General features: G+C 71.9%; 22 protein-coding genes and 9 tRNA genes. 13 read left to right on the top strand and 18 right to left on the bottom strand.

What is annotated here, in order from left to right:
• Nucleotides 1-74 precede the first annotated feature (74 nt).
• A complete protein-coding gene (locus J2S41_RS10665) occupies nucleotides 75-2,237 on the bottom strand; it encodes a 2Fe-2S iron-sulfur cluster-binding protein (RefSeq protein ID WP_310366203.1) in 2,163 nt (720 codons plus the stop codon).
• A 67-nt stretch (nucleotides 2,238-2,304) separates the two neighbouring features.
• Between J2S41_RS10665 and J2S41_RS10660 the strand changes: the two genes are divergently transcribed.
• Both J2S41_RS10660 and J2S41_RS10655 read left to right on the top strand, forming a co-directional pair.
• The gene (locus J2S41_RS10660; protein ID WP_310366200.1) at nucleotides 2,305-2,937 is read left to right on the top strand and encodes a TetR/AcrR family transcriptional regulator; all 633 of its coding nucleotides are present in this window, start codon (nucleotides 2,305-2,307) and stop codon (nucleotides 2,935-2,937) included.
• A gap of 99 nt (nucleotides 2,938-3,036) precedes the next feature.
• A complete protein-coding gene (locus J2S41_RS10655) occupies nucleotides 3,037-4,251 on the top strand; it encodes an oxygenase MpaB family protein (RefSeq protein WP_310366197.1) in 1,215 nt (404 codons plus the stop codon).
• Between the two features lie 45 nt (nucleotides 4,252-4,296).
• On the opposite strand, the gene J2S41_RS10650 is transcribed toward J2S41_RS10655, so the two are convergent.
• A complete protein-coding gene (locus J2S41_RS10650; RefSeq protein ID WP_310366194.1) occupies nucleotides 4,297-5,457 on the bottom strand; it encodes a TetR/AcrR family transcriptional regulator in 1,161 nt (386 codons plus the stop codon).
• A gap of 413 nt (nucleotides 5,458-5,870) precedes the next feature.
• Here J2S41_RS10650 and J2S41_RS10645 point away from each other — a divergent pair, with 413 nt between their 5' ends.
• From J2S41_RS10645 to J2S41_RS10635, 3 genes are read left to right on the top strand one after another with little or no spacing between them, the layout of a single operon-like run.
• Nucleotides 5,871-7,193 (top strand): extracellular solute-binding protein, encoded by a 1,323-nt coding sequence (locus tag J2S41_RS10645; RefSeq protein WP_310366191.1) that lies wholly within the window; start codon nucleotides 5,871-5,873, stop codon nucleotides 7,191-7,193.
• Nucleotides 7,190-8,116 (top strand): carbohydrate ABC transporter permease, encoded by a 927-nt coding sequence (locus J2S41_RS10640; protein ID WP_310366189.1) that lies wholly within the window; start codon nucleotides 7,190-7,192, stop codon nucleotides 8,114-8,116. Before J2S41_RS10645 ends, J2S41_RS10640 begins: the two co-directional genes overlap by 4 nt.
• Nucleotides 8,117-8,118: 2 nt before the next feature.
• Nucleotides 8,119-8,946: a carbohydrate ABC transporter permease gene (locus J2S41_RS10635; RefSeq protein WP_310366187.1), complete on the top strand. Its 828-nt coding sequence runs from the start codon at nucleotides 8,119-8,121 to the stop codon at nucleotides 8,944-8,946.
• 1,443 nt (nucleotides 8,947-10,389) lie between these two features.
• On the opposite strand, the gene J2S41_RS10630 is transcribed toward J2S41_RS10635, so the two are convergent.
• The 10 genes from J2S41_RS10630 to J2S41_RS10585 all read right to left on the bottom strand — a co-directional run bounded on the left by J2S41_RS10630 (nucleotide 10,390) and on the right by J2S41_RS10585 (nucleotide 12,022).
• Nucleotides 10,390-10,462: transfer RNA gene (locus J2S41_RS10630), tRNA-His, on the bottom strand.
• A gap of 2 nt (nucleotides 10,463-10,464) precedes the next feature.
• Nucleotides 10,465-10,536, bottom strand: a tRNA-Val gene (locus tag J2S41_RS10625).
• Between the two features lie 12 nt (nucleotides 10,537-10,548).
• A tRNA-Val gene (locus J2S41_RS10620) sits at nucleotides 10,549-10,621 on the bottom strand.
• A 114-nt stretch (nucleotides 10,622-10,735) separates the two neighbouring features.
• Nucleotides 10,736-10,807: transfer RNA gene (locus tag J2S41_RS10615), tRNA-Pro, on the bottom strand.
• A 234-nt stretch (nucleotides 10,808-11,041) separates the two neighbouring features.
• Nucleotides 11,042-11,114, bottom strand: a tRNA-Arg gene (locus J2S41_RS10610).
• A 1-nt stretch (nucleotide 11,115) separates the two neighbouring features.
• Nucleotides 11,116-11,209 (bottom strand) — tRNA-Ser (locus tag J2S41_RS10605).
• Nucleotides 11,210-11,222: 13 nt separating this feature from the next.
• Nucleotides 11,223-11,295, bottom strand: a tRNA-Gln gene (locus J2S41_RS10600).
• 36 nt (nucleotides 11,296-11,331) lie between these two features.
• Nucleotides 11,332-11,769 carry an HNH endonuclease gene (locus tag J2S41_RS10595; protein WP_310366184.1) on the bottom strand — a complete coding sequence of 146 codons (438 nt, stop codon included), beginning with the start codon at nucleotides 11,767-11,769 and terminating at the stop codon, nucleotides 11,332-11,334.
• A gap of 39 nt (nucleotides 11,770-11,808) precedes the next feature.
• Nucleotides 11,809-11,879: transfer RNA gene (locus tag J2S41_RS10590), tRNA-Gly, on the bottom strand.
• A 70-nt stretch (nucleotides 11,880-11,949) separates the two neighbouring features.
• Nucleotides 11,950-12,022 (bottom strand) — tRNA-Trp (locus J2S41_RS10585).
• 314 nt (nucleotides 12,023-12,336) lie between these two features.
• Here J2S41_RS10585 and J2S41_RS10580 point away from each other — a divergent pair.
• Nucleotides 12,337-12,900: a hypothetical protein gene (locus J2S41_RS10580; protein WP_310366181.1), complete on the top strand. Its 564-nt coding sequence runs from the start codon at nucleotides 12,337-12,339 to the stop codon at nucleotides 12,898-12,900.
• On the opposite strand, the gene J2S41_RS10575 is transcribed toward J2S41_RS10580, so the two are convergent.
• A complete protein-coding gene (locus J2S41_RS10575) occupies nucleotides 12,897-13,424 on the bottom strand; it encodes a DUF4240 domain-containing protein (protein WP_310366178.1) in 528 nt (175 codons plus the stop codon). The two genes, J2S41_RS10580 and J2S41_RS10575, sit on opposite strands and share 4 nt — an antisense overlap.
• A 53-nt stretch (nucleotides 13,425-13,477) precedes the next feature.
• Nucleotides 13,478-14,365 (bottom strand): LysR family transcriptional regulator, encoded by an 888-nt coding sequence (locus J2S41_RS10570; protein WP_310366172.1) that lies wholly within the window; start codon nucleotides 14,363-14,365, stop codon nucleotides 13,478-13,480.
• Nucleotides 14,366-14,492: 127 nt separating this feature from the next.
• Between J2S41_RS10570 and J2S41_RS10565 the strand changes: the two genes are divergently transcribed.
• The 3 genes from J2S41_RS10565 (at nucleotide 14,493) to J2S41_RS10555 (ending at nucleotide 16,579) form a co-directional block, all read left to right on the top strand.
• Nucleotides 14,493-15,488: an NADP-dependent oxidoreductase gene (locus tag J2S41_RS10565; RefSeq protein ID WP_310366169.1), complete on the top strand. Its 996-nt coding sequence runs from the start codon at nucleotides 14,493-14,495 to the stop codon at nucleotides 15,486-15,488.
• Entirely contained in the window at nucleotides 15,488-15,883 is a 396-nt protein-coding gene (locus J2S41_RS10560; RefSeq protein ID WP_310366167.1) for a nuclear transport factor 2 family protein, read from the top strand. Before J2S41_RS10565 ends, J2S41_RS10560 begins: the two co-directional genes overlap by 1 nt.
• A 78-nt stretch (nucleotides 15,884-15,961) precedes the next feature.
• Nucleotides 15,962-16,579, top strand: coding sequence for a DUF6518 family protein (locus J2S41_RS10555; RefSeq protein WP_310366164.1), 618 nt, complete (start codon nucleotides 15,962-15,964; stop codon nucleotides 16,577-16,579).
• Between the two features lie 203 nt (nucleotides 16,580-16,782).
• Here J2S41_RS10555 and J2S41_RS10550 read toward each other — a convergent pair whose 3' ends face one another.
• Together J2S41_RS10550 and J2S41_RS10545 are read right to left on the bottom strand one after the other, a co-directional pair.
• Nucleotides 16,783-17,286: an LURP-one-related/scramblase family protein gene (locus tag J2S41_RS10550; RefSeq protein WP_310366161.1), complete on the bottom strand. Its 504-nt coding sequence runs from the start codon at nucleotides 17,284-17,286 to the stop codon at nucleotides 16,783-16,785.
• A gap of 75 nt (nucleotides 17,287-17,361) precedes the next feature.
• The gene (locus J2S41_RS10545; RefSeq protein WP_310366159.1) at nucleotides 17,362-18,567 is read right to left on the bottom strand and encodes a pyridoxal phosphate-dependent aminotransferase; all 1,206 of its coding nucleotides are present in this window, start codon (nucleotides 18,565-18,567) and stop codon (nucleotides 17,362-17,364) included.
• Nucleotides 18,568-19,177: 610 nt separating this feature from the next.
• On the opposite strand from J2S41_RS10545, the gene J2S41_RS10540 reads away from it, so the two are divergent.
• The 4 genes from J2S41_RS10540 to J2S41_RS10525 all read left to right on the top strand — a co-directional run bounded on the left by J2S41_RS10540 (nucleotide 19,178) and on the right by J2S41_RS10525 (nucleotide 21,933).
• On the top strand, nucleotides 19,178-19,516 hold the full coding sequence (locus J2S41_RS10540) for a DUF6204 family protein (protein ID WP_310366158.1): 339 nt from the start codon (nucleotides 19,178-19,180) through the stop codon (nucleotides 19,514-19,516).
• Between the two features lie 50 nt (nucleotides 19,517-19,566).
• On the top strand, nucleotides 19,567-20,031 hold the full coding sequence (locus J2S41_RS10535; protein WP_310366156.1) for a DUF427 domain-containing protein: 465 nt from the start codon (nucleotides 19,567-19,569) through the stop codon (nucleotides 20,029-20,031).
• A 91-nt stretch (nucleotides 20,032-20,122) separates the two neighbouring features.
• Nucleotides 20,123-20,512 carry a type III secretion system chaperone family protein gene (locus J2S41_RS10530; RefSeq protein WP_310366154.1) on the top strand — a complete coding sequence of 130 codons (390 nt, stop codon included), beginning with the start codon at nucleotides 20,123-20,125 and terminating at the stop codon, nucleotides 20,510-20,512.
• A gap of 308 nt (nucleotides 20,513-20,820) precedes the next feature.
• Nucleotides 20,821-21,933, top strand: coding sequence for a caspase family protein (locus tag J2S41_RS10525; protein ID WP_310366151.1), 1,113 nt, complete (start codon nucleotides 20,821-20,823; stop codon nucleotides 21,931-21,933).
• Between the two features lie 395 nt (nucleotides 21,934-22,328).
• Here the strand turns inward: J2S41_RS10525 and J2S41_RS10520 are convergent, their stop codons facing one another.
• The gene (locus J2S41_RS10520; protein ID WP_310366150.1) at nucleotides 22,329-23,513 is read right to left on the bottom strand and encodes an HDOD domain-containing protein; all 1,185 of its coding nucleotides are present in this window, start codon (nucleotides 23,511-23,513) and stop codon (nucleotides 22,329-22,331) included.
• Nucleotides 23,510-25,681: a two-component system sensor histidine kinase NtrB gene (locus J2S41_RS10515; protein WP_310366148.1), complete on the bottom strand. Its 2,172-nt coding sequence runs from the start codon at nucleotides 25,679-25,681 to the stop codon at nucleotides 23,510-23,512. The genes J2S41_RS10520 and J2S41_RS10515 overlap by 4 nt, the downstream gene beginning before the upstream one ends.
• Nucleotides 25,682-25,754: the final 73 nt, after the last annotated feature.

Here is a 25,754-nt window from a genome sequence, read left to right as displayed (position 1 = left end):
TCCCGACCATACCCGTGACCTTCGGTGCCCACACCACTACGAGATGAAGTCTGCGTACGTTGAGTCGTCGCTCATCAATGTCCCGCGACGTCCACCGTGACCGTCGACAGTGGGCATCCCACACACGCCAGGACGTACCCGTCCGCGCGCTGTTCCGGCGTGAGGCAGTTCGGCCGGCCCTGGGTGACCTCGCCGCCGCGCAGCCGCACCATGCACTCGCCGCAGGTGCCGACCGTGCAGGAGTACGGCATCGGCAGCCCCGCCGCGAGTCCCGCGTCGAGCAGGGTCTGCCCCGGCTCGACCACCACGGTGCCGATCGTCCGCCCGTCCTCCTCGACGATCATCTTCTGCGGCACGGTGGTCACGGCAGCGTCCTCCGGCGCGCTGGTGTAGCGCTCGTGGTGCACCAGCGCGTCCGGCACGTCCAATGCGGACAGCACCTGGCGGACCGCCTCCATCAGCGGCTCCGGCCCGCAGACGAAGTAGTGCGCGCCCGCCGCCGGGGACAGCGCGGTCACCCAGCGGCGCACCCCGTCCGCGTCCAGCCGCCCGTCCCGCCGCGTCAGCACGTGCGTGACCGTCAGCCGGCCGGGCGCCGACGCGGCCAGCCGGGCCAGTTCGTCACCGAAGATGATCTCCTCCTCGGCGCGGCTGCTGTAGAGCAGCGCGATCCGGCCGTCGCCGTCCCGGTCCGCCAGCCACGTGCGGATCATGCTCATCATCGGCGTGATGCCGCTGCCCGCGGCCACCAGCACCGCATCGGCCGGCGGGCGGGCGCCGGCGTGGAACGTGCCGGACGGGCCGCGGACCGCCAGCCGGTCCCCCACGCCGATCCCGCGGTGCGCATGCGTGGAGAACCGGCCGCCCGCCACCTGCTTGACCGTGATCTCCAGCCGCTCCGCGCCCGGCGCGGACGAGGCCGAGTAGGCCCGCCGCACCGGCCGGCCGTCGACGTCCGCGACCAGCGTGAAGAACTGCCCGGGCCGGAAGTCGAACGCGGCGCGGCGCTCGCCGGCGTCCTCCAGCACCAGCGTCACCGCGCTCGGCGTCTCCCGGCGTACCTCCGTCACCCGCACCTCGCGGAGCGGGCTCTCCACCGTGGTACCCGGCTCGTCGCGGCGCGCGCCGCCGGTCCGCACGTCGTCGTAGCCCTCCTTGCGCAGCCCGGACCGGTAGGCGCGGTCCATCACCAGGCGCAGCAGCCGCGACACGCCGGGGATCGCGCCGATCGCCCTCAGCAGGAACGCGGTCGGCCCGCCCTTCGCGTTCGCGGTGCCGATCGCCAGGTGCTCGCTCGCCATCACCATCAGGTCCGGCGCCGCGCCGCGGCCCGGGTGCGACTCCGGGTTCCACATGCGGGAGCGGGCCACCGCGTCGTTGCCGGTCACCTCCGCGTGCTCGACGTCGATGAGCAGCGCCGCGTGCGGCGGCATGCCGCGCAGCGCCACCGTCTCCAGCAGCGCCGGCTCGTCGGTGATCACGCCACGACCGCGCACGTGCAGCACACCGCTGCGGCCCGGCACCAGCGCGGCCAGCGAGATCCGGTCGTCCTCCAGCAGGTTGTGCAGCGTGTCCGCGCGCTTGTTGCCCTTGCGGTCCGGGATGAGCAGCGTGCGGCCGTCCAGAATCCGCGCCACCACCGGCTGGTCGCCGCGCGGGCTGGTGTCGCTGCCGCGCCCGCCGTCCCAGCTCGACAGCGCCAGGAACGGCGACGCGGCCAGGAACTCCGCGACGCCGGGCCGGCTCAGCGGGCCGTCGCCCGGGACCTCCGCGAGCGGGCCGGGCGGGGCCGGCGGCTGCCACAGGCGCGACCGGAGCACGGCCTGCGCGCAGTGCACGTACGCCTGCTCGACGTCCACCGTGGTCTCCGCGCCGCGGCGCCGGGTGGCGGTGCCGTTGACGCGCAGCACCTCACCGACGCCGGGCAGCAGGAAGAACATCGAGACCGGGCCGTCCGCCGCGCCGGGGCCGGGCAGCGGGAACGAGATCCGGGTGGGCGAGTGCACGCGCGCGAACCCGGGCGCACCCCCGACGAACGTGGTCCGGCCGGTGCCGTCGGCGTCCCGGTAGCCGAAAGCCGCGATCGGCGACCGGGCCAGCACGGTCCGGCAGCCCTCGTCCAGCTCGCTGATCTGCTTCAACATGACGGCCGCCGCCGGCCGGCCCACGAGCGTCTCCACCTGCGTCGCCGTGGTCAGCCGACGCGCGTCCAGAAGAGTCTTGTTTTCCCAGCTCATCGCACTATTGTGAACAATAGCTCAGCTCTGTGGCTACTCGCTTTCCCCGCCCCGGAAGGACCACCGGATGCCGTCGGCCGACCGCCGTCTTCAACCACGTCGCAAGCCCCGGCAGGTGCGCGCGGAGCTCACCCGCGAGCGCATCCTCGCCGCGGCTGCTCACGTTTTCGCCGAGCACGGATACGCCGCCGGCACCACGAACCGCATCGCCGAGCGCGCCCGCGTCTCGATCGGCTCGCTGTACCAGTACTTTCCGAACAAGGACGCGATCCTGGCCGCGCTGCTGGTCCGGCACATCGACCGCGGTAGCTGGCCGGAGGCGAGCCGCCTGGACATGTCGCCCGGCACGCTGGAGGCGACCGTGCGGGCACTGGTCCGCGACGCGATCGACGCGCACCGCGACGACCCCCAGTTGCTGCGCATCATGATCGAGGAGGCGCCACTGTCCCAGGAGCTGCTGGACGCGGTGGACCGGCACGGGCGCACCCGCGTGGCCGAGCTGCGCGAGCTGCTCGGCCGGCACCCGGACGTGCGCGTGCGCGACCTGGACGTCGCGGCCGAGCTGATCCTGTTCACGGTGGAGATCAACACGCACAAGCTGATGGCCGCGCCGCGCGCCATCCCGGTCGAGACGTTCGCGCGCGAGCTGGTCGACATGGTGACCCGCTACCTGCGCGGCGACATCGACCCTTGCCGATAGTGACCGGCGCCGCTATGTTAATCAGAAATCACATGCGCGTGTTCCCTCCGCAGGCCATCGCCCAAGGCGAGATCGGCCGACTGAGAAGGAGGTAAGCGAATGGAGAATCTCAACAGAAGACGCGTCCTCACGCTCGGCGCCGCGCTCGGCCTGACCGGCGTGGCCGCGCCGTCCACCGCCTGGGCGTGGTCGTCCGCCGGCTCGATCGCCGGCACCGACGCGGTCACCGACCCGTGGGGCGTCTGGGACGACGCCACCGATCCGCTCGTCGCCGCACTGCTCGACCGCGGCGCGATCCCGGGCGTCAACGCCGCCATGGAGACCTGGGTCAGGAACGGCGATCCGCTGCCCGCCGCGTTCCCCGCCGACCTCACCACCTACCTCCAGCGGGTCAACCGGCTGCCCGCATGGGCCGACCAGGCCATGCTCGGCCGGGCCGCCCGCTTCAACGAGCGCATGGGGATGTACCTGTTCCTTCTCTACGGGCTGGGCAGCGGCATCATGAGCACGGTGATCCCGCGCGAGGCGCGCAACGTCTACTGGTCCGAGGGCGGCTCGGACATGAAGGCCCGCGCGGCCAAGACCTTCACCTACGGCTACGACCTGAGCGCGGCCGACGCGTTCCAGCCGTCCGGTCACTTCATCGTCACCTCGAACAAGACGCGCCTGACCCACGCCGCGGTCCGGCACCTGCTGCCGCGGTCCGCCCCGTGGCGGGCGGTCACCGACGATCAGGACTTCATCCCGATCAGCAACGGCGACATCCTGATCACCTTCCACAGCCTCGGGACGTACGTGTACGGAAAGCTCAAGTCCTGGGGCATCCGGATGTCCGCCACGGAGGAGGCCGCCTACCTGCATCAGTGGCAGGTCGCGCTGCACCTGCTGGGCGTGCGGGACGAGTTCATCCCGGCGAGCTGGGCCGCCGCGCAGCAGCAGTCGGCGTACGCGCTGACGCCGCTGCTCGCGCCCACGCCCGAGGGCGTGGACCTGGCGGAGATCCTGCTCGGCCTGACCGCACGGATCGACCTGGGCGTCACCCGCGGCTTCCTCAACGAGTTCGTGCGCTACGTGCTCAGCGACCGGATCGGCGACTGGCTGGGCCTGCGGCGCGACCTGGCCGCGCGCACACTGATCGAGGTGGGCTGGCCGGCGTACGTGCTGTTCCGTGAGGGCCTGTCGCCGATCGTGCCGGAGGGGTTCTCCACGTTCGACCGGTTCGTGCGCGCCCTGGCGATGCTGTTCCTCAGCAACGGCACCTCCGCGACGTACACGCCGATCACCATCCCCACGGCCAACCGGCCCGGCACCTAGGAGCCGAATCGACGTGCGGCCCGGCAGCCCACGTCGATACGGGCTCTACAGCAGTGCGCCGGCCGCCAGCGCCGTGACCGCGTCGCGGTTTCCGGGCGTGTCCTGCCAGCGCAGGGCGCGCCCGGCCTCGACCACCACGCCGAACGCGGCGTGCACCAGCAGCCGGGCCTGCCGCGCGTCCAGCTCCGGGCGCGCCGCCCGCAACTGCCGCTCCCACACCGCGATGTGCTCGCGCTGCGCCACGATCAGCGGGCGCCGCACGTCGGCCGGCAGCCCGCGCACCTCCGCCTCGGCCACGCTGTTCAGCGCGTTGTGCTCGAAGCTGTAGGCCACGTACGCCGCGGTCAGCGCGCGCACCGCGGACTCGGGCCCGGCGGACCGCCGCAGGCTGCGGTCCACAGCCTGGGCCAGCAGGTCCGCCGCCTGCAGGCACGCGGCGACCAGGATGTCCACCTTGCCGGGATAGTGCCGGTAGATCGCGGACGGCGCCAATCCCACCGCGGCCGCGATCTGCCCGTTGGTGACGGTGGCGAAGCCGTCCCGGGCGAACAGCGGCACGGCCGCCGCGAGGATCTCGGCCCGCCGGGTGCGCGGCACCGGCCGGGCGGGCAACTCCACCGCGTCCGCGCTGCCCGCGGCCGAGGCCGGGTCGGTGGCGGCCACCCGGAGCGCGGCGGCCGGCAGCAGCTCGTCGATCCGGCGCGGCGCGATCGAGGTGCGGTGCATGGTGACGGAGCCGATCGCACCGAGCGCGGCCACCGCGCGCAGCCGCTCCTCGGGCAGCGGGTACTCGCGCCGCACCGCCTCCGTCACCCGCGCCACGACGTGCGCGAACCGGGCCCGCACCCGCCGCCGGTCGGCCCGCTCGAGGTAGCGGGCCTCCCACCGGTAGAGCCCGCCCGAGGCACGGTGCGCGACCGTGACCGCCACGATCGCGGTGAGCAGGTCGCGCAGCGGTGCGTCCGGTGGCGCGCCGTCCACCGCGGCGGCGAGCCGGTCCACCATGCCGTCCGCACACGCGGCGAACAGCGCGTACTTGTTCGGGAAGTGGCGGTAGAGGGCGGCGGCCGTGATCCCGACCGCGCCGGCGATCTCCTCCATCGAGGCCGCGTGGTAGCCGCGCTCCGTGAAGACCTGGCCCGCCGCCTCGACGATGAGCTGCTTGCGGTTGCGCGGGCGGGTGGCCGCGGACGGCCCGGCGCTCACCGGATCACCGGGCGGGCCTGGCCGGACGCTGAACCATGCACGCCAGTCAATCACAGCCCGATTTCGGTGCTCGACCGGACAGCATCGCATTTTGCGGAGCAACCGACGATCGGCGACACGCCACAATTTTCCGGAACTTTTCGGCGGCACCCTTCTGGAACGCGCTCACCGTACGTACCGGAGCATGGTCGTCTTTTTTCAGCAACGCCCGTGACCAGCATCGATATGTCCGGGAGCGGCGCTCCGCATGTTTCCGACGCCGATCTCGAAAGTTTCGGAACATTGACACGAGGGTTTCCGCGAATTTACGGTTGGCGCCACCTCGTCCTCGGCGCGCCCGCTCGGCCGCGCCAGGGCTTTCCGCAGAGCGAACCCGGCAAGCGCAACCCAGCGTCTCGAGTACGGAGTTCAACATGATCGGTAAAGCCTTGTCCCGTCGTCACCTCCTCGGCCTCGGCGTCGGAGCCGGTGCGGCCACCGCGCTGGCCGCGTGCGGGTCCGCCGGCCCCGGCTCGGCCGGCGGCTCCAGCGCCGCCACCTACTGGTCGCTGAGCGGCCCGCCCGGCGAGCCGGCCCGCAAGGCGGCGATCGACCGGTTCAACGCGGCCAACCCGGACACCAAGATCGCACCGCTGTTCTTCCAGAACGACGCGTTCAAGCAGAAGATCAAGACCTCGATCGGCGCGGGCGAGGGCCCCACGCTGGTCTGGGGCTGGGGCGGCGGCACGCTCCGGTCCTACGTCAAGGCCGGCCAGGTGGACGACCTGACCGACTGGTTCACGCAGAACCCGGCCATCAAGGACAAGCTGTTCCCCACCTCGTTCGCGGCCGGCACGGTGGACGGCAAGATCTACGGGATGCCGCACGAGAGCGTGCAGCCGATCCTGCTCTACTGGAACAAGAACGTCTTCGAGCAGGTCGGCGCGGAGCCGCCGCAGTCGTGGGGCGACATCATGGCGCTGGTGCCGAAATTCAACGCGGCCGGCATCGCGCCGTTCGCGCTCGGCGGCCAGTCCCGGTGGACCAACATGATGTGGCTGGAGCTGCTGCTCGACCGCGCCGCCGGTCCCGAGGTCTTCGACCAGGTCTTCGCGGGCGAGCCGAACGCGTGGTCCCACCCGGCCGTGCTGGAGATGCTCAACCGGGTCAAGCAACTCGTCGACGCGAAGGGCTTCATCCAGGGCTTCTCGTCGATCGCCGCGGACACCCACGCCGACCAGGCGCTGCTGCACACCGGCCGGGCCGCGATGATGGTGCACGGCTCCTGGTCGTACGGCATCCAAGCCACCCAGGGCGGCGACTTCGTCAAGAACGGCGGCCTCGGCTACATGAACTTCCCGCCGGTCGAGGGCGGCAAGGGCGACCCGACGAACCAGGTCGGCAACCCGGGCCACTACCTGTCGATCGCCTCCAACGCCACCCCGGAGGCGAAGGAGGTGGGGAAGAAGTTCCTCGCCACCCTGGTCGACGACAAGGAACCCGGCGAATGGATCAAGACGGGCAACGTACCGATCATCAAGGGCAGCGACGCCCAGTTCGCCGGCCAGCCGAACGGCGAGTTCCTCAAGTTCGTCTACGACCTCTCGATCAACGCCAAGGTGTTCGCCCAGTCCTGGGACCAGGCGCTGAGCCCGACCGCGGCGGAGACGCTGCTGGACAACATCGCCAAGCTTTTCCAGGGACAGGTCAGCCCGCAGCAGTGGGTCGACAACATGAACGCGGTCATCGGCAAATGACCACGCTCGCTCCGCCCGCCGTGCGGGTGTCCGAGTCCCGCGCCACCCGCGCCGGCGGGCGGAGTGGCGCGCTGATCTGGCTGACGCTGCCCGCACTGCTGATGTTCACCGCGTTCGGGATCGTGCCGCTGCTCGGCGTGCTCGCGCTCAGCTTCACCACCTGGGACAAGATCGGCCCGATCCAGCCGTCCGGCCTCACCAGCTGGACCGCGGTGCTGCGCGACCCGGACCTGCCGCACGCGCTCTGGGTGACGTTCCTGATCATGGGGTTGTCCTGGCTGGTCCAGACCCCGCTGTCCATCCTGATCGGCGTGTTCCTGGCCGCGCACAAGCGCTACCGCGGGTTCCTCGCGGTGCTCTACTTCGTGCCGCTGCTGTTCAGCTCCGCCGCCATCGCGATCATGTACAAGTCGCTGCTCGACCCGAACTTCGGCGTCGGCAGCGGGCCCGGGATGGGCCTGCTCCGGCAGGACTGGCTCGGCGACTCCACGCTCGCGGTCGGCGTGCTGGTCTTCATCGTGTCCTGGCAGTACATCCCGTTCCACTCGCTGATCTACCAGGGCGCGGTCCGGGCCATCCCGACCACCATGTACGAGGCGTCGCTGATCGACGGCGCGGGCCGGGTCCGGCAGTTCTTCAGCATCACGCTGCCGCAGCTGCGCTACACGATCGTCACGTCCTCCACGCTGATGGTGGTCGGCTCGCTGACGCTGTTCGACCTGATCTACGTGCTGACCGCCGGCGGTCCCGGTGACGCGACCCTGACACTCGCGCTGGACATGTACAAGACCGGCTTCCAAGCCGACCTGATGGGACCGGCCAGCGCCATCGCGGTCATCCTCGTCCTGGTCGGCCTGATCATGTCCCAGCTGCTGCGCCGGCTGGGCGGACGCGGCGACGAGAGCCAGCAGGAGGGGATGTAACGATGTACCGGCTGCTCCGGCTGAACTGGATCGGCGGCGCGTTCGGCTGGCTCTGGCTGCTCGTCGTGATGCTGCCCATCTACTGGGTCGTCATCACCAGCTTCAAGACGCAGGCCACCTACTTCATCACCGACACGCTGGCGCCCCCGGCCGAGCCGACGCTGGACAACTACCGCACCGTCGTGGAGGCCGGCTTCATCCGGTACTTCCTGAACAGCGTGGTCGTCTCCGCCGGCGCGGTCATCCCGGCCGTCACCGTCGCCTTCATGGCCGCCTACGCCATCGTCCGCGGCGCCGGCAACCGCTGGCTCCGATCGATAAACTCGGTGTTCCTGCTCGGCCTCGCCATCCCGCTCCAGGCCGTGGTCATCCCGGTCTACCTGATCATCATCCGCCTGCACATGTACGACACGCTGGCGGCGATCATCCTGCCCTCGATCGCCTTCGCCATCCCGCTCTCCGTCCTCGTCCTCGCCAACTTCATCCGCGACGTCCCCCGCGAACTCTTCGAGTCCATGCGCGTCGACGGCGCCACCGAATGGGGCACGCTGTGGCGGCTGGCCTTCCCGCTGACCCGCCCCGCCCTGGTCACCGTCACCATCTACAACGCACTGACGATCTGGAACGGCTTCATCCTGCCGCTGGTCCTCACGCAAACCCCGGACCAGCGCACCATGCCCCTCGCCCTCTGGACCTACCAGGGCGAATTCGGCATCAACTTCCCGGCCATCGCGGCCTCCGTCACCCTCACCACCATCCCGATCATCGTCGCCTACGCCATCGGCCGCCGCCAGCTCCTCAGCGGCCTCACCGCCGGCTTCGGCAAGTAACCGGTTTCTTTCTCCGGCGCCACGGCAGACTCCCCGTGGCGCCGGATCTTCTTTTCCCGCTTGCGGCGTGGTCGCGGTCCGCATGCTCCCGCGGGCACCGGTCGGCCGTTGGCCGGCCTCCCTGCCGGTCCCGCGCGGCTCAATGCGAACCCCGTGCGCCGCCCGGGGGGAAGCCGCCACACCTTGCGTGCGGGGTCGTTCATCGCAGCGTCTCGCTGACGTCCGGCAAGCGCCGCTCCAACGTTCCGGTGACCGCCCCGGCGGTGCTTCCGGCCGCCGATCCCACCGCGGGTCCGAACGCGGATCCGGCGCCAGGCGCGCCGCACATCCGGCCGCCGGTCCGAACGCGGGTCGAACGCGGTTCCGGCGGCAGGGCCGCCGCACGTCCGGCCGCCGGTCCCAACGCGGGTCCGAACGCGATTCCGGCGGCAAGCCCCACCACACGTCCGGCCGCCGGTCCCAACGCGGGTCCGAACGCGATTCCGGCGGCAAGCCCCACCACACGTCCGGCCGCCGGTCCCAACGCGGGTCCGAACGCGATTCCGGCGGCAAGCCCCACCACACGTCCGGCCGCCGGTCCCAACGCGGGTCCGAACGCGATTCCGGCGGCAAGCCCCACCACAGGACCGGCCCGCCGATCCGGCCGCCGGTCCCAACGCGGGTCCGAACGCGATTCCGGCGGCAAGCCCCACCACAGGACCGGCCCGCCGATCCGGCCGCCGGTCCGAACGCGATTCCGGCGGCAAGCCCCACCACAGGACCGGCCCGCCGATCCGGCCGCCGGTCCGAACGCGATTCCGGCGGCAAGCCGCGCCGCAGGAACGAGCGCGGGTCCGGCCGCAGGACCGGCGGCGAGACCGACCGCGGGGTCCGGCCGCCGGTTGGGGCTCGGGCGCTTTGCGCCCGAAATTTCACCATATTGACAACCGGTCCGGCCGTCCACTGTGACTTTGTGAGGCTCAGGCACCTTATTCGAGCCGAATAAGGTGCCTGAGCCTCACAAAGTGAGAACGAGCCGAGATCCCGCAGACTAGGGACCGTCGTCGGGTGCGGGTTCGGCCGGCGAAGGCCGGTCACCGTATCTCCGTATCCAGGGTTTCGTTCGGCACGCCGGGCCGCACACGACGCGCCGCGACCAGCCGCTCGCACCGATCGGCGTCGACGTACCGTTCCTCGCCGCGTTCATCGGGATGGTCCAACCACCGCAGGCGCGCCGGAGAAGCCGATCAAGTCGCCGCCGGCATGGACCCGCGTTCGCTCAACCCGCGCACCGGCCCGCCTCGCCAGCAGGTCCGTGTGCCACAGCTGAGCGTTGTGCCGGGATTGGTTCCGGCCGCCGCACTGGACGTGCACGCTCGCCACGGCGGCGTTCTGGCGCCACGGGACGCGGTCGAGCCGGGCGGTCGCCCGCGGAAGAGTGCACAGCGGATGGTCGGGAAACAGGGTGACCGGTCGGGATCGAACCGAACGGCCTCCGGAGCCACGGTCCGGCGCTCTACCACTGAGCTACGGTCACCGTGCCCGCACCAGGGATCGAACCTGGGGCCTCCGCTGTGTGAGAGCGGCGCTCTTCCGCTGAGCCATGCGGGCGTGCGTCGGGCGTGTTCCGAGCCGGGGTCGAACCGGCGGCCTCCGCCTTGTCGGGGCGGCGCTCTCCCTGCTGAGCTATCGGAACGCGGAGACGGGGCGAGTCGAACGCCCACGGGTGTTACCCCCAACCGTTTTCGGGACGGTGGCCGGCGCCAATCGGCTGGCGTCTCCAAGAGGGCGGGCTCGTGCGCCCGCCACGTCGGGATGGCCGGACTCGAACCGGCGGCCCCCGGTCCCCCAGACCGGTGCGCTACCACTGCGCCACATCCCGTACGCGAGGCCGAAGCGATCTGCCGGTGCCGGGCGGTGCGGCGAATCGCCGCCGGGCGCCGAGACCGCCTCCAGCAGGCCGTCCTCGCCCCCGGACAGCCGGTAGATCATGATCCCCGTATGGTGAACGGCGGCCGCGCGGGGACGGATGATAGGCCGGCGCGGCGGGCGACGGCTGTCACGTACCCATGACGGCAGGATGCCTCATGGGAATCCTTTGATGGCAGACGCATCGTGCCTCTGGAGAGAGTCGAACTCCCGGCCCCCGGATCCGTAATCCGGTGCTCTATCCGCTGAGCTACAGAGGCGTGGAGGAGAGCGAGGGATTCGAACCCTCGGCAGAGGTTGGCACCCCTGCTGCGGTGTAGCAAACCGCCGCCTTGGACCGCTCGGCCAGCTCTCCCCGGGGTGGTGCGCTGCGGGCGGAGGACTCGAACCCCCATCGTCCGGTCCAGAGCCGGATGTGCTGCCGGATTGCACCAGCCCGCATCGGGACGCGGTGGGCCGTGTGGACGGCCCACCGCGTCACCTGGCCAGGGCCGCCCAGGTGGGGGCGACCGGCCGGAATCGCAGGGGCATGCGCGCCTCGGACGGCGTGCGATCACCCTTGCGCTGGTTACATGCGCCGCACGCGGCGACGGTGTTCGCCCACGAGTTGCGGCCGCCGCGCGAGCGGGGCAGCACGTGGTCGATGGTCGAGGCGTGGCCGCCGCAGTAGGCGCAGCGCCGGCCGTCCCGCACCAGCACGCCGGCCCGCGACCAGGCGGGGCCCCGGGAGTGGCGCCAGCGGGTCACCACGTAGGTGACCAGCCGGACCACGGTCGGGACCGGCCAGACCCCGATCTGCGTGTCGGGTCGCGACTCGTGAACCTCCGCCACGCGGCGCACCAGCATCCGCACCGCGTGGCGGAGACTGACCCGGTGTAACGGGCCGAGGTCGGCGTTCAGCACCAGCACGTCCACCGGATCCTCCCTTCATGTCGTTCCTGATCTGTCGTCGAGAGCGGTTACGGGGAGTCGAACCCCGGTCTGCTGCATGGCAAGCAGCCGCACTACCGTTGTGCTACAACCGCGTGAAACCATCCGCTGTGCAATTGTCAACCAGCAATTCCGCACACATTGTGAAATGTGCAGGAAAAAGCGCACGGGTGGCAGGACTCGAACCCGCAACTCACGGTTTTGGAAGCCGTCGCTCTACCAATTGAGCTACACCCATAGGGGGTACGAAAAAGCCGCCCGGTCCGGGTCTCGGACGCAGGCGGCGCGGGGTGCCGGGGTATGCCTCACCCCAGGCCGCACCGGCGCCTCACGCCACGGAAACCCACATGGCCCCGAACCGATGAACCAGGTCGCTCCACGATGGCGACGCAACTGCGCAGCGACTGCCACATCATCGTCGCCACCCCATCTCTCCCTGTCGGCCCGGCTCCTGCCGGTCTCGCTCGGTGCTGGAATACACGTTAGTGACCCGCGGCGGGCCGCACAACCTTTTTAATGGCGCACGAATAACGACTGATAGGGTCCGGGATCATGCGGATTCGAAAGCAGGTGCGCGCGAACCGGCACCGCGAGCTGCGCGCGGAACTGGCCGCGCTCCGGGCCGAGCTGCGGGCGCTGCGCACGCCCCCGCCGCCCGCCACCGGTGATCGGCTCACGGAGCGCTACGCCGCCTGGCGGTCCGGACCGCTGGTGCGCATCGCCAAGGCGCTGACCCGGCGCCCGCCCACCGCGCCGGCCGCGCACGCCGAGCCCGCGGCGCATGCGCGCGGCGCGGCCATGCGCGCGCTGTGCCGGGTCCTGCTGGACTCCGCCGCCGAGCCGGACGACCGTCACCGCCGGCTCGGCGACACCGTGGACGGGTTGCTCGGCGACGCCGGCTGGCGCAACGACGCCGAGGTGATCCGCGCGCTCATCAAGGCCCGGGACGGCGCGGCCACGCTGGTCAGCGCGGTGCCGGCGGCGGAGTGGGACTGGGCCGCCGCGGGCGGGCCGATCGGCCGGCACGAGATCCTCCCCGGCTCCGAGGGCGGCCGGGTCGCGCTGGTGGTGGCGCCGGGTCTGCGCACGGTGCCGCCCCTGGTCGTGGCCGGTTAGTCCGGCCATCCGGCGTGGTTGCTGCCCGTCTCCCGGGAGATGCCGGACCCCGTGTCGGGCCAGGTGCCGAAGCGGTCCTCCAGCCGCGAGGCGAAGAAGTAGCACATCCGCTCGAAGGAGCCGTCGCACGCCGCGGACGCCGGATCGGCCCGCACGGCCTCGTAGTAGTCGCGGCCGAGCGCCACGATGAAGCCGCGGGCGTAGAGGAAACCGTCGTCGGAGCCGTCGGTCACCTCGTGCACGTCGGCGCGGTCGATGTCGTAGAGCTTGCGCTCCACCACCCGGTCGAGCGCGACCAGTTCCGGCGCGGTCAGCTCCGCGGTCGCCTCGACCAGCCGCTCGTGGAACCGGTTCAGCCAGGCGCCGATCCCGGCCGGCTCGATGTTGCCGTCGTCGCCGGAGACCAGCGCGCGCCGCAGCGCGGCCGGCTCGTCGCCCAGCGACGCCCACACGGACTCGATCAACGCCCAGAACCGGGCCTCTTCCTCGGCGGTCGGCAGCCGCCCCTGCACTGTGTCGGTCACGCGGCGCAGGTTAGCGGACCCCACCGACATTTCCCGGCGGCCGGCCCGCACGCTCAGCGCACGCCGACGACCTGCCGGCCCAGGTGCTCCCGGGCCGCCGCGCGGAAGTCGCGGATCAGCGGGTTCGGGTCGCCGGGCCGGGTGGCGAGGACGACCTCGCTGGCGGGCGCGTCCGTGATCGGCACCGTGGCCAGTTCGGGGCGGAGCATGCTGCGCCGGTCCCCCTCCGGTACGACCGCGATCGCCTCCCCGGCCGCGACCAGCTCCAGCTTGTCCTGGTAGCTCTCGACCGCGGGTCCGGCCGGCACCGGACCCGTGCCGAGCAGCCGGTACGCGGGATCGGTGAGCGCGCACGGGAACGGCGCGTAACCGGCCAGGTCCGCCGTGCTCACCGACACGCGCGCGGCCAGCGCGTGGCCGGCCGGCACGAGCAGCACCCGCGGCTCGCGGTAGAGCGTGCCGATCGACACCTCGCCGGCCGCGAACGGCAGCGGGGCGCGGGCGACCAGCGCGTCGACGCGGCCCTCGGTGAGCGCCGACGTCTCCCGGCAGTCCAGGAAGCGGACGTCGATCCGTGCCCCCGGGTGGCGGCGGCGCAGCTCCCGGACCGCGGGCGTGATGATCAGATCCTCGACGTACCCGATGGTGAGGCCGGCCACCGGCGCGTGCGCGCGGGCGGTCACGGTCGCCCGGTGGGCGGCGCGCAGCAGCGCCTTGGCCTCCGGCAGGAAGGCCTTGCCCGCCTCGGTGAGCAGGTTGCCGTGCGGCGTGCGGTCCAGCAGGCGGACGCCGAGGCGTTGCTCCAGGCGCTGGATCTGGCGGCTCAGCGACGGCTGCGCCAGATGCAGCTCGGTGGCCGCGCGACCGAAGTTCAGATGTTCCGCCACGACCGTGAAGTAGCGCACCAGCCGCAGTTCCAGATCCTGCCCCAGGTCGTTCACGATCCCCAGGCTATCGCGGGCCCATACGGATTCGGTATAGCGGGGTACCGATCAGGTCTTGGACGGCCGGTCCACACCGGAGTTTGACTTGAGGGGCACGGAGCACCACGAGAAAGAGGACGACAGCATGAAGGCGATTCGGTTGCACGAGTTCGGCGGCCCGGAGGTGCTGAGCTACGAGGAGGTGCCGGTCCCCGAGCCGAAGGCGGGCGAGGTGCTGGTCCGGGTGCACGCGGTGGGCGTCAACCCGCCGGACTGGTACGTGCGCGAGGGTTTGACCGTGATGCCCGCGCACCTGCGCCCGGCGATCGAGCTGCCGCTGAGCCCGGGGACGGACGTGTCCGGCGTGGTCGCGGCGGTCGGCGAGGACGTGGACGGCTTCGCCGTCGGCGACGAGGTGTACGGCATGCTGCGCTTCCCCGGCTTCGACGGCAGCGCGTACGCCGAGTACGTGGCCGCGCCCGCGTCCGACCTGGCGCGCAAGCCGGCCGGCATCGACCACGTGCGGGCGGCGGGCGCGCCGATGGCGGGCCTGACCGCGTGGCAGTTCATGATCGAGGTCGGGCACGACCATCCGTCGCCGTTCCAGGAGGAGCGGCACCGCCCGGTCCCGCTCGGCGCCGGCACGACCGTGCTGGTCAACGGCGCCGCGGGCGGCGTCGGCCACTTCGGCGTGCAGCTGGCGAAGTGGCGGGGCGCGCGGGTGATCGCGGTGGCGTCGGGCGCGCACGATGCGTTCCTGCGCGCGATCGGCGCGGACGAGGTGATCGACTACACCCGGCAGCGGCCGGAGGAGATCGTGCGCGACGTCGACCTGGTGCTCGACTGCGTCGGCGGCGCGGGCAGCAGCCGCTTCCTGCGCACGGTGCGGCGCGGCGGTGCGCTGTTCCCGGTGTTCTTCGGCGAGTTCGACCCGGCCGAGGTCGCGCGGCTCGGTGTCACCGTGTCGACGAGCCAGGTGCGCTCCAGCGGCGCGCAGCTCGCCGAGCTCGGGCGCCTGCTCGACGACGGTACGGTGCGGGTGGCGGTCGACAGCGTGTTCCCGCTGGCGGAGGCGCGGGCGGCACACGAGCGCGCGGCGCGCGGCCACCTCCGGGGCAAGATCGTGCTGGCGGTGGCGTGATGGCCGGCGACGTGGAACACGAGGTCCGGCGCGCGCTGGGACGGTACGCGTTCGCGCTGGACGGGCACGACCCGGACGGCCTGGCCGCGGTGCTGACCGAGGACGCCACCTGGACGTTCACGGTCGCCGGGCGGCCGGGACCGGGACCGGTGACGGGCCGCGCGGCGATCCTGGAGTTCGTCCGCGAGGCGGCGGCGGGCCAGGCCGAACGGCGGCGGCACCACCTGACCAACGTCGTCGTGGACGACGGGGACGGCACAACGGCCGTGGCACGGGCCTATCTGCTGCTCACCACGCCGTCGGGGGTGGCGGCGACCGGCTCCTACACGATCACGCTGCGGCGGGACGACGACCGCTGGCGGATCGCGACGCTGCGCTGCGACCTGGACGGCTGAGGCCCCACCAGGGCGTGTTTGGCGGATCTTCGCCGGCCTGCGGCGTGATCCACCAAACACGCCCTAGGATCGGCTGCCATGAGATTCGCGCGGCATGTGGTCGTCGCCGCCCCGCTGGCCGGTCTGCTGCTGGGCTTCGTGGACTTCCTGTGGATCAAGTTCCTGCCGTCGCCGGTCGCCGGCCTGGGCAACTCCCTGGCGACGTGGGCGGTCGCCGCGTTCCTGCTCACCTACTGGGGCCGGTGGCGCCTGCCGGTGTCCGTGGCCGCCGCCATCGTCTGCCTGGTCCTCGCGGTGCCCAGCTACTACCTGGCCGCCTCGCTGATCCAGAACGACGACTGGGCCAACCTCTACAACGCCACCGCCGTCGTCTGGATGGGCTTCGGCGTGGTGGCCGGTCTGGTGTTCGGCGCCGGCGGCGTGCTGGCCCGCGGGACCGGGTGGTGGCGTCTCCCGGCGCTCGCGCTCCCCGCCGCCGTCCTCTTCGCCGAGGCGCTGCTACAGGCGCTGCGAATCGGCGACCCGAGCTACCCGGCCGGCGAGCAGCTCGCCTACGCGGCCCTGGTGGCCGGGCTGGGGGCGCTGGCGATCGCGCTGCTCGCCCGCACCTGGCGCGATCGCCTGCTGACGCTGGCCTGGTCGGTCCCGCTCACCGCGGGCGGCTGGCTCCTGCTGACGGTGGCGGGCTTCCGCTGAGTGCCGCTGTGGAACCGGGATGCCCCGGCATCCGGGATCGATGCCGGCGCCGGGAGGACGGCGCGGAGGGAAGGGGTCGCCCGAGTTGCCGGGCGACCCTCGGGTCGTGGTGACCAGGTGCGGGACCGGCAGGGAGGCCGGCCAACGGCCGACCGGTGCCCGCGGGAGCATGCGGGCCGCACCGCGCCGGGAGCGGGAAGGCCTCAGTCGTCTTTTCGGTCCTTCTTCTTCTCCTCGCGCTCCATCGCGAGGTCGAGCGCCAGCACCGCGCCGATGACCAGCAGCGGGTTCTCGCCCGGGGCGACCTCGACCGCGTAGGTGTCGCGGATGGTCAGCCACCGCTTGGAGACCTCGGCGACCCGGCTGCCACCGCGCTCGATGACGTACTCGTGGTCGAGCAGGTCGCCCTTCATCTCCAGGTCGTCGGGGCCGGGGACGTCGATGGTGAACTTCTCCCGGAACGGCGTGAACAGCTTCTTCTTGACCTCCGCGGCCTTCTCGCCGCCGACGCGGATCTCGTAAGTGGGGCGCAGCGAGACCAGGTGGCGGTGGACGCTGGCGACCTCCTCGCCGGAGAGGTCCTCGATCACCACCTTGTCGCGCACGCTGAGCACCTTGCCGTCGACGTGCAGGACCTTGGCGCCGTTCGCGTCGAGCACGTCGAAGTCGTCGCCGATGGAGAAGAACTTCTCACGAATCACATACATGCCTCATGTCTTACCCGCCGGGGGCGCGCTCGGACCAGGTTCTGCCGGAGGGAACCGCGGCCGCGGGACGCGCCGCTACTGGCGGTAGGTCGAGAGGAAGGTGCCGAGGCGGCCGATGGCGTCGTCGAGGACCTCCATCGGGGCGAGGAAGACCAGGCGGATGTGGTCGGGGGTGTCGAGGTTGAAGCCGCTGCCGTGGGAGAGCAGGAGGTGCTGCTGGTCGAGCAGGTCGATGATGAGCTGCTCGTCGTCACGGATCTTGTGGACGGCCGGGTCCAGGCGGGCGAAGAGGTAGAGCGCGCCGTCCGGCAGCACGCACTCCACGCCGGGGATGGACGTGATCGCCTTCCACGAGCGGGTGCGCTGCTCGTGGAGGCGGCCGCCGGGCTCGATCAGGCGCTCGATGCTCTGGTATCCGCCGAGCGCGGTCTGCACCGCGTGCTGGGCCGGCACGTTCGGGCACAGGCGCATGTTGGCCAGCAGTTGCAGGCCGTCGACGTACTCGGCGTCGCGCGCGGTGAAGCCGCTCATCGCCAGCCAGCCGGAGCGGAAGCCGGCCGCCCGGTAGGTCTTGGACAGCCCGCCCATACTGATCACGGGTACGTCCGGCGCGAGCGCGGCCGCGGTGTGGTGCACCGCGTCATCGAAGATGATCTTGTCGTAGATCTCGTCCGCCAGCACCAGCAGCCCGTGCCGGCGGGCCAGGTCCAACATCCCGAGCAGCACGTCCTTGGAGTAGACCGCGCCGGTCGGGTTGTTCGGGTTGATGATCACCAGGGCGCGCGTGTTCGGCGTGATCTGGGCCTCGATGTGCTCCAGGTCGGGCAGCCAGCCCGCGCTCTCGTCACACCGGTAGTGCACCGCGCGTCCGCTGCACAGGGTGACCGCGGCGGTCCAGAGCGGGTAGTCCGGGCTCGGCACCAGCACCTCGTCGCCGGTGTCCAGCAGCGCCTGCAACGTCATCACGATCAACTCGGAGACGCCGTTGCCGAGCATCACGTCGTCGGGCTGCACCTCGGTCACGCCGCGCGACTGGTAGTACTGCGCGACCGCGACGCGCGCGGAGTAGATGCCCCGGGCGTCGCTGTACCCCTGCGCGACACCGAGGTTCTGCACCACGTCAGCCATGATCGGGTCGGGGGTGTTCAGGCCCCACGGCGCCGGGTTGCCCAGGTTCAGCTTCAGGATTCGGTGACCGGCGGCCTCCAGTTCCTGAGCCCGGCGCAGCACCGGCCCGCGGATGTCGTACCGGACGCTCTTGAGCCGTTGCGCCTGCTTCACCGTTGATCTCCTCCCGACGAATCCGGACAGCCTACGCCGTCGTACCCATCGGAGAAGCGGTTGTTCCACGGTCGCCACCTTCGAGTCGGCCGCGCCGCTTCGTGGTGGTCCGCGACCGAGGCGCGATCGGGTTCCGCGCCGGAGCCGCACCACGTCGAGGCCGACCGCCACGCGGGATGAGGGACGATCACTGATCGTTGCCTTCTTCTGGACGGAGAGTGGCCCCGCCCACGAGCGCGTGTTCGGCTGCGGTGGGGACGGACCTTCCGAAGGGGCCGACATGACTGGCGGTGCAGCTCAACGTTCTATCACTGCCGCCGGAACGGCTCTGACTGGGCGTTGCAGAATTGGAACGGCGAAGGCTGGTATTTCAAGAACAACGACGGTGGCGCCCGCGCCTACATCAAGAACCAGAACCGCTCCGCCATCGTGAGCGCGCCGTTTCAATGTCGTGCAGGCCTGCTGACCTGATCGGATCGGCGGCCACCGTGGGGCGGTTCCTCATGGTGGCCGCCGTCCGGTGGCGTGGCGAGGCCGAGGGCCGCCCACCGACATGCGCCGCGCGATAACCCGGTGCGTGGCCGGCCTCGCGATGGATACGGTTCGCGGCATGAGCCGTGGAATCAGGGTCACCGTGCGTGGCGCCTTCGACAGTCTGACCCCCGCCCAGACGGCGACGCTGCGCGCCGAGGCCGCCGACCACGACTTCCTGAACACCGCGTACACGCCCGACGGCTACCTCGCCTACGACGTCACGCGCCCGTTCTTCACGTTCCGCTACCTGCTCGACGCCCCCGAGGACGAGGCGCTCGACGTCACCGCGACCCGCGGCGAACTGCTGGCCTGCGAGTGGCTCGACTCCCACGGCTACGCCTACAAGAACGTGACCGCCACCGCGATCGACCCGGCCGAGGTCCCGCTCGGCGCCCGCGGCCGCAAGAACCTCTGAGACCGTCCATGACCGCGCGTGGCGCGGGCGGAAGCGGGAACAATGGCGGGATGGAGTCGGTGTGGGATTATCCGCGGCCGCCGAGGCTGGAGCGGAGTGCGGCGCGGGTGGAGATCCGGCACGCGGGGGTGCTGGTGGCGGAGAGCGTGAACTGCTGGCGGGTGCTGGAGACGTCGCATCCGCCGGTCTACTACGTGCCGCGCGCGGACGTCACGGACGGGCTGCTGCGCGCCGATCCGGATCATCGGACGTTCTGTGAGTTCAAGGGCGTGGCGAGCTACTGGGACCTGGTGACGCCGGGTGCCCGGGTGGCGCGGGCGGCCTGGTCGTACGAGGAGCCCTCGCCGGGCTACGCGGCGCTGGCGGGTGCGCTGGCGTTCTTTCCCGGGCGGGTGGACGAGTGCCGGGTCGACGGGGAGGTGGTCCGGGCGCAGGAGGGCGACTTCTACGGCGGGTGGATCACGGACGGGATCGTGGGGCCGTTCAAGGGCGGGCCGGGGACGACCGGCTGGTGAGGGACGTGCACCGTCCTCAGTGATCACCCGTCCATCGGTACGGGTTAGGCTGCGCCGTTCCCGATCACCGCAGGACAGGACGGCGCGATCCATGCCGACATGGCACGAGCTTCGTGAGCACGCACGCACCGCGTACACGCTGGTCAAGGACGAGGAGGATGCGTTCTCGCTGATCTGGCAGTACGAGTCGGGGCGCTCGCAGCAGGTGACGGTCAGCCGCTTCGCGTACAGCGAGCAGGACTGGGTGGAGTTCCGCAGTTACGTGTGCGCGGCGGACGAGATGTCACCGCGGGCGGCGCTGCGGAAGAACGCGGAGTTCTCGCTGGGCGCGCTCGCCACCGACGAGGACGGCGACTACTTCCTGATCCACCAGGCGTCGCTGGCCACGCTGGACCCGGACGAGTTCGCGCTGCCGCTGCGCGCCCTCGCCATGACCGCGGACCACCTGGAGAAGCAGCACTCCGAGCGGGACGAGTTCTAATGAGCGAGCTTGCGAGCGAATCATCGGCTCACCGCCGACCACCCCAGGACCTCAGCGAGCCGGCAGAGCCCGGCACAAGCGAGCTTGCGAACGAATCATCGGCTCAGCGCCGACCACCCCAAAACCCCAGCGAGCCGGCAGAGCCCGGCACAAGCGAGCTTGCGAGCGAATCATCGGCTCAGCGCCGACCACCCCAAAACCCCAGCAAACCCACAAAGCCCGGCACAAGCGAGCTTGCGAGCGAATCATCGGCTCAGCGCCGACCACCCCAGGACCTCAGCGAGCCGGCAGAGCCGGGCACGAGCGAGGTGTACGTACCGGCGGAATGGGCTGGGCGGAAGCCGGGGCCGAAGCACTGGACCGAGGGGGCGCGCGGCGACGACCCGGCCGCCCGCGAGGTGCACGCGCCGACCGGGTCCGGCATCGGCGACGGCAAGGCGTTCCTGTTCCTGTTCGGCTACAAGACCGCGGGTACGCAGGATCCCGGCATGATGGCCGCGGAACTCGACGAGATCGGCGACGACGTGGCGGTGCTGCGCGCCGCCGGATACACCGTGATCGTGGACCGGCAGGCGACCCGCGAGGATCTGCTGGACGCGGTCACCGGCGCGGGCGGCCTGGTCCCGGCCGGCATCTACTGGAGCTCGCACGGCGGCCCGGACGGCAGCCTGGAGTGCTGCGACGGCACGATCGTCTCCCCCGCCGACCTCGACGCCGCGGCGGTCTCGGCGGCGCTGCGCCTGGTGATCTTCGGTGCCTGCTACGTCGGCGCGTACGCGCCCGCCTGGCGTACCGCGCTCGGCGGGTACCCGCTGGTCGCCGGCTGGGGCCGGCCGGTCACGCTGCAACGCGCGGTCGACTTCCTGGAGGAGGGCCGCGACGCCGACGTCGGCCTGGACGACCTGATCCAGCGGTGGCTGCTCACCGACGCGCCGATCCCGCCGGACCCGGCCGGACCGGAGTCGGCCCTGCCGCCGGCCGCGGTCGCCTCGGGCCGAATCGGCCGTCTCCGGCAGCGCATCCCCGCGGTCGCGGAACGGCTCGGCGCGGAGTGGACCGAGCACGACGGCCATCTCGACGTCACCGTGCCGCTGCCCGGCGGGCGTACCCACGTGGTCCAGGTCTTCCTGACCGACGGCACCGATCCGTTCGCCGAGGGCGTCACGCTCTGCGGCATGGAGGCCGAGGTGGGGCCGACCTCGCCGCTGATCACACCGGAGCGGCTGCTCGCGGCGTCGGGCCGGCCGGGGTACGGCCGGGTCGCGCTGGTGGCCGGCCCGACCGGCGTGCCGGTGGTGGTCACGCAGTCGTTCACGCCGCTGACCGGCACCTCCACCCAGCAACTGGCCGCACACTGCTACCGGGTCGCACTCCACGCCGACGCCCTCGAGTTCCGCGTCTTCGGCACCGACGACGCCTGACCCCACCCACGCCCGTCCGCGCCCACGCCCCCCGCGCCCCCGCGGCTCCCCCCGCCGTCGATCTAGGGCATATTCACGCGATCGGAGATCAAAGCGCCGGAATCCGCCCTAGATCGACGCGGGAGGGAGCGGCGCCAGCGGGGGCGGGCGCGCGCGGCGGGCACGGGGGCGGGCGCGCGAGGGCGGGCGCGCGCGGCGGGCACGGCGGCGGGCACGCGAGGGCGGGCACGCGAAGGCGGGCACGCGAGGGCCGGCGCGCGAGGGCGGGCACGCGAGGGCCGGCGCGCGAGGGCGGGCACGCGAGGGCCGGCGCGCGAGGGCCGGTGGCGTGGCCGGGACCGGGCGGGTGACGGGAGCGGTGGGGTGGCGGGAGCGGTGGGGGTGGCGGGTGGGCGTCAGGGCCGGGTGCGGTCGCGGCGCCATTGGGCGATCGCCGCAAGCGCCGCCGCGTCGAGGTGGTCGTCGTCGGGGTGTGTGGCGTCGTGGGGGCCGCAGACGGCGCCGAGGTCGGCCTCCATGACCACGTGGGCGAGCGCTACCGCCGCCGCCGCGTCCGGGATCGGGCCGGGGGCCGGCGCGGCGGTGTGCCGGGCGATCGCGTCGATCACCTCCGTCGGCAGGCCCCACAGGCCCAGCAGGCTGGTGCCTACCTGTACGTGCGAGGCCTCGAAGGCCGCCTCCTCGTGATCGGCCAGGCCGCCGCCACCCGACGCCCAGGCGTCCAGCACGGTGCGGAAGTCCTTCGGCCGGGCCGACGCCAGCACGAGTTGGCCGACCTCGTGCAGCAGGCCGGCGGTGAAGGCGTGGCTCTCCCAGCCGGTTCCGGCGCCGAGCAGCCGGGCCAGCCGGGACGTCTCGACCGCGTGCGTGGTGAGCCCGTCGATCCACTCGGACGGCAGCGCGCCGTCCGCGTCGAAGACCCGGATCAGGTCGTGCATCATCACCAGGCCGCGTACGGTGTGCAGGCCGAGCAGCGTGACCGCCTGCGCGACGTCGCTGACCTTGTGGCCGGTGGTGTACGCGGACGAGTTCGCCAGGTGCAGCACCTTCGCTGCCGCGGCCGGGTCCTTCTCGATCACGGTGCTGACCGAGCGGGCCGAGGCGTCGTCCGCGTCGAGCGCCGCGAGCAGTTCGGCGAACGTGTGTGGCGGGCTCGGCAGCGACTCGACGTACGCCACCGCGGTCTGCTGCCCGTCGTCCGTGCGCATGCGCACCTGGAGGAGCCGGTCGACCGCGGCGATCAGCATCTCCGGCGTGGTGGGCTTGCTCAGCATCTCGTGCGCCAGCACCATGATCCGCAGCAGGTTGTCCTCGTTGGTCTGGCCGGACAGGATGATCCGCACCGTGCCGGGGAACTCGACGCGCACCTGCTCCAGCAGCGCGGCACCGTCCATCTCGGGCATGCGGTAGTCGGTCACCACCACGTCGCACGGCCGCGTCCGCATGATCTCCAGCGCCGCCGCGCCGCTCGCGGCGAACGACATGGCCCAGCGTTCGCGGCAGGTCCGCAGCATGCGGCGCAGCCCGTCAATGATCATCGGCTCGTCGTCGACGAACAGCACGTGCGGTCGCTCGCTCACCGGTGCACCTCCACCGGGCGCGCGGACGCGCCCGCCAGGTCACCCGGCGAGATCGGCAGCCGGACCGTGAACACCGTGCCGACGCCGACCTCGCTGGTGAAGTCGACGGTGCCGCCGTGCCGGTCGGTGATCAGGTTCCGTACCAGCGCGAGGCCCTGGCCGGTGCCGGTGCCCACCTCCTTGGTGGTGAAGAACGGCTCGAACAGCTTGTCGGCGATCTCCGGCGGCACGCCGGTGCCGGTGTCGGCCACGTCGATCACCACATGACCGCCGTCCACCCTGGTGGACACCCGGATGGTGCCCCGGCCGCGGTCCGCGTCGGCGATCGCGTGCGCCGCGTTGACCAGCAGGTTCAGCATCACCTGGTTGACGTCGCCGAGGTGGCAGTAGACCGGCGGCAGGTCGGCCAGGTCGGTCTCCACGTCCGCCACGTACTTGATCTCGTTGTTCGCGACCACGAGCGTGTTCTGGATCGCCTCGGTGAGGTTCGCCGGCGCCTTCTCCTCCGTGCCGGGATGACCGAACGCCTTCATGGCGCGCACGATCCCGGCCACCCGGTTGACGCCCTTGAGCGTCTGCGCGATCGCGGCCGGCACCTCCTCCATGAGGTAGTCCATCTCGATCTCCTCGGCCATCTCGTCGATGCGCCGGCGGGTCTCGGTCAGGTCGTCCGGCCCGCCGGCGGCCGCGGCCAGCTCCCGGTAGGTGGCCCAGAGCCGTACCAGGTCGGCGAAGGAGTTCTCCATGAACCGGACGTTGTCGCCGATGAACTGGATGGGCGTGTTGATCTCGTGCGCGATGCCGGCCGCGAGCCGGCCGATCGACTCCAGCTTCTGCGCGTGCCGCAGCTCCAGCTCCAGGCGCTGCCGCTCGGAGACGTCGCGCGCGGTCAGCACGATGCTGCGCGAGCCGTCGTGCTCGGTCGCGTGCTCGAGCACCGCCTCCACCTCGACCCACGGCAGGTCGTCGCTGCCCCGCATGCGGCACAGCCGGGGCGACGGGCCGGCTTCCAGCAGGGACGGTACGTCCTGCGGGTGCACCAGCCGCCAGACCGGCTCGCCGACCAGGTCGTCCTGCCGGCGGCCGAACATGGACTCGGCGGCCGGGTTCACGAACCGGATGGTCCCGGCCTCGCCGGCCAGCAGCAGCGCGTCCGGCAGGTGCTCGACCACCACGCTCAGCCGGGACCTGATGAGCAACTGGTCCAGCGTCAGCGCGGTCTCGCCGGCCAGCGTGAGGACCGGGGCGGAGAGGTCGTCGACCGGGCGGCGGTCGAGGCCGAGCACCAGCATGCCGAACGTGCTCTCATGCGCCACCAGCGGCGCCATCGCGACCGCCCGGTGCCGCGGCAGCCGCAGCGTGGTGGTCAGCGAGTCGGCGGCCTCCTCCGTGATCACGGTGTAGCCGCCGGAGCGCAGCGTGTCCCGGGCCTGCCGGGGCAGCCGGTCCAGCTCGGTGACCCAGCCGACCGCCTCCGTGCCGACCTGCCCGGCCGCGGCGATGACGTGCAGCGCCGGGCCGGCCACCGTGAAGATCAACGCCGCGTTCACCTCACGGTCCAGCGCCAGCGCGGCGCCGAGCGCGACGTCCAGCACGTCCGCGCGGGTGGTGGACGCCGCCAGGCCGGCGCCGGCCGACGCCATCGCGCTCTCCCGGGCCGCGGCGCGGTCCCGCGCGCGGCCGGCCCGGGCGAGCACGTGGCTGACGATCAGCGACAGCAGCGCGGTGAACATCAGCGAGACGGTGCCGCCGGAGCCGGTGTGGAACACCTCGCGGCCGGTGACCATGATGCCCGCCACCACGGACGCGCCGAGGAGTTGCTCGCGCAGCCGTCCGTAGAGCGCGCGGAAGCTGACCCAGATGAAGCACAGCCCGGTGGCGGCCACGAAGTCGGAGGCGCCCAGCACCAGCAGGACGCACGCGCCCTCGGGGATCCAGCTCCAGGCGGGGAAGGCCTGGCGGCGGTACCCGGAGTACGACCACGCCTGGAGCACCACGATCATGACGACGACGACCACGGCCCGGCGGATGTCGCCGTGCGTCTCGACGCCCCACAGGCCGAACGCGGGCCACAGCATCAGCAGCGCGAGGAACAGCGTCCGGATCTGGCCCAGCATCGTGTCGGTGGCGCAGAGCCACCGGTCCACGAACACCCGTCTGGACAGCATCGTCGCCCCCTCCGCGGCCCCTGTCACTCGCATCGGCATCGAAAACGCCACAGTTAAGACAATCCGCTCCTCT

It is taken from the genome of Catenuloplanes atrovinosus (assembly GCF_031458235.1).
In the GTDB taxonomy this organism is placed as follows: domain Bacteria; phylum Actinomycetota; class Actinomycetes; order Mycobacteriales; family Micromonosporaceae; genus Catenuloplanes; species Catenuloplanes atrovinosus.
This window is presented reverse-complemented; position numbering and strand designations above follow the sequence as displayed.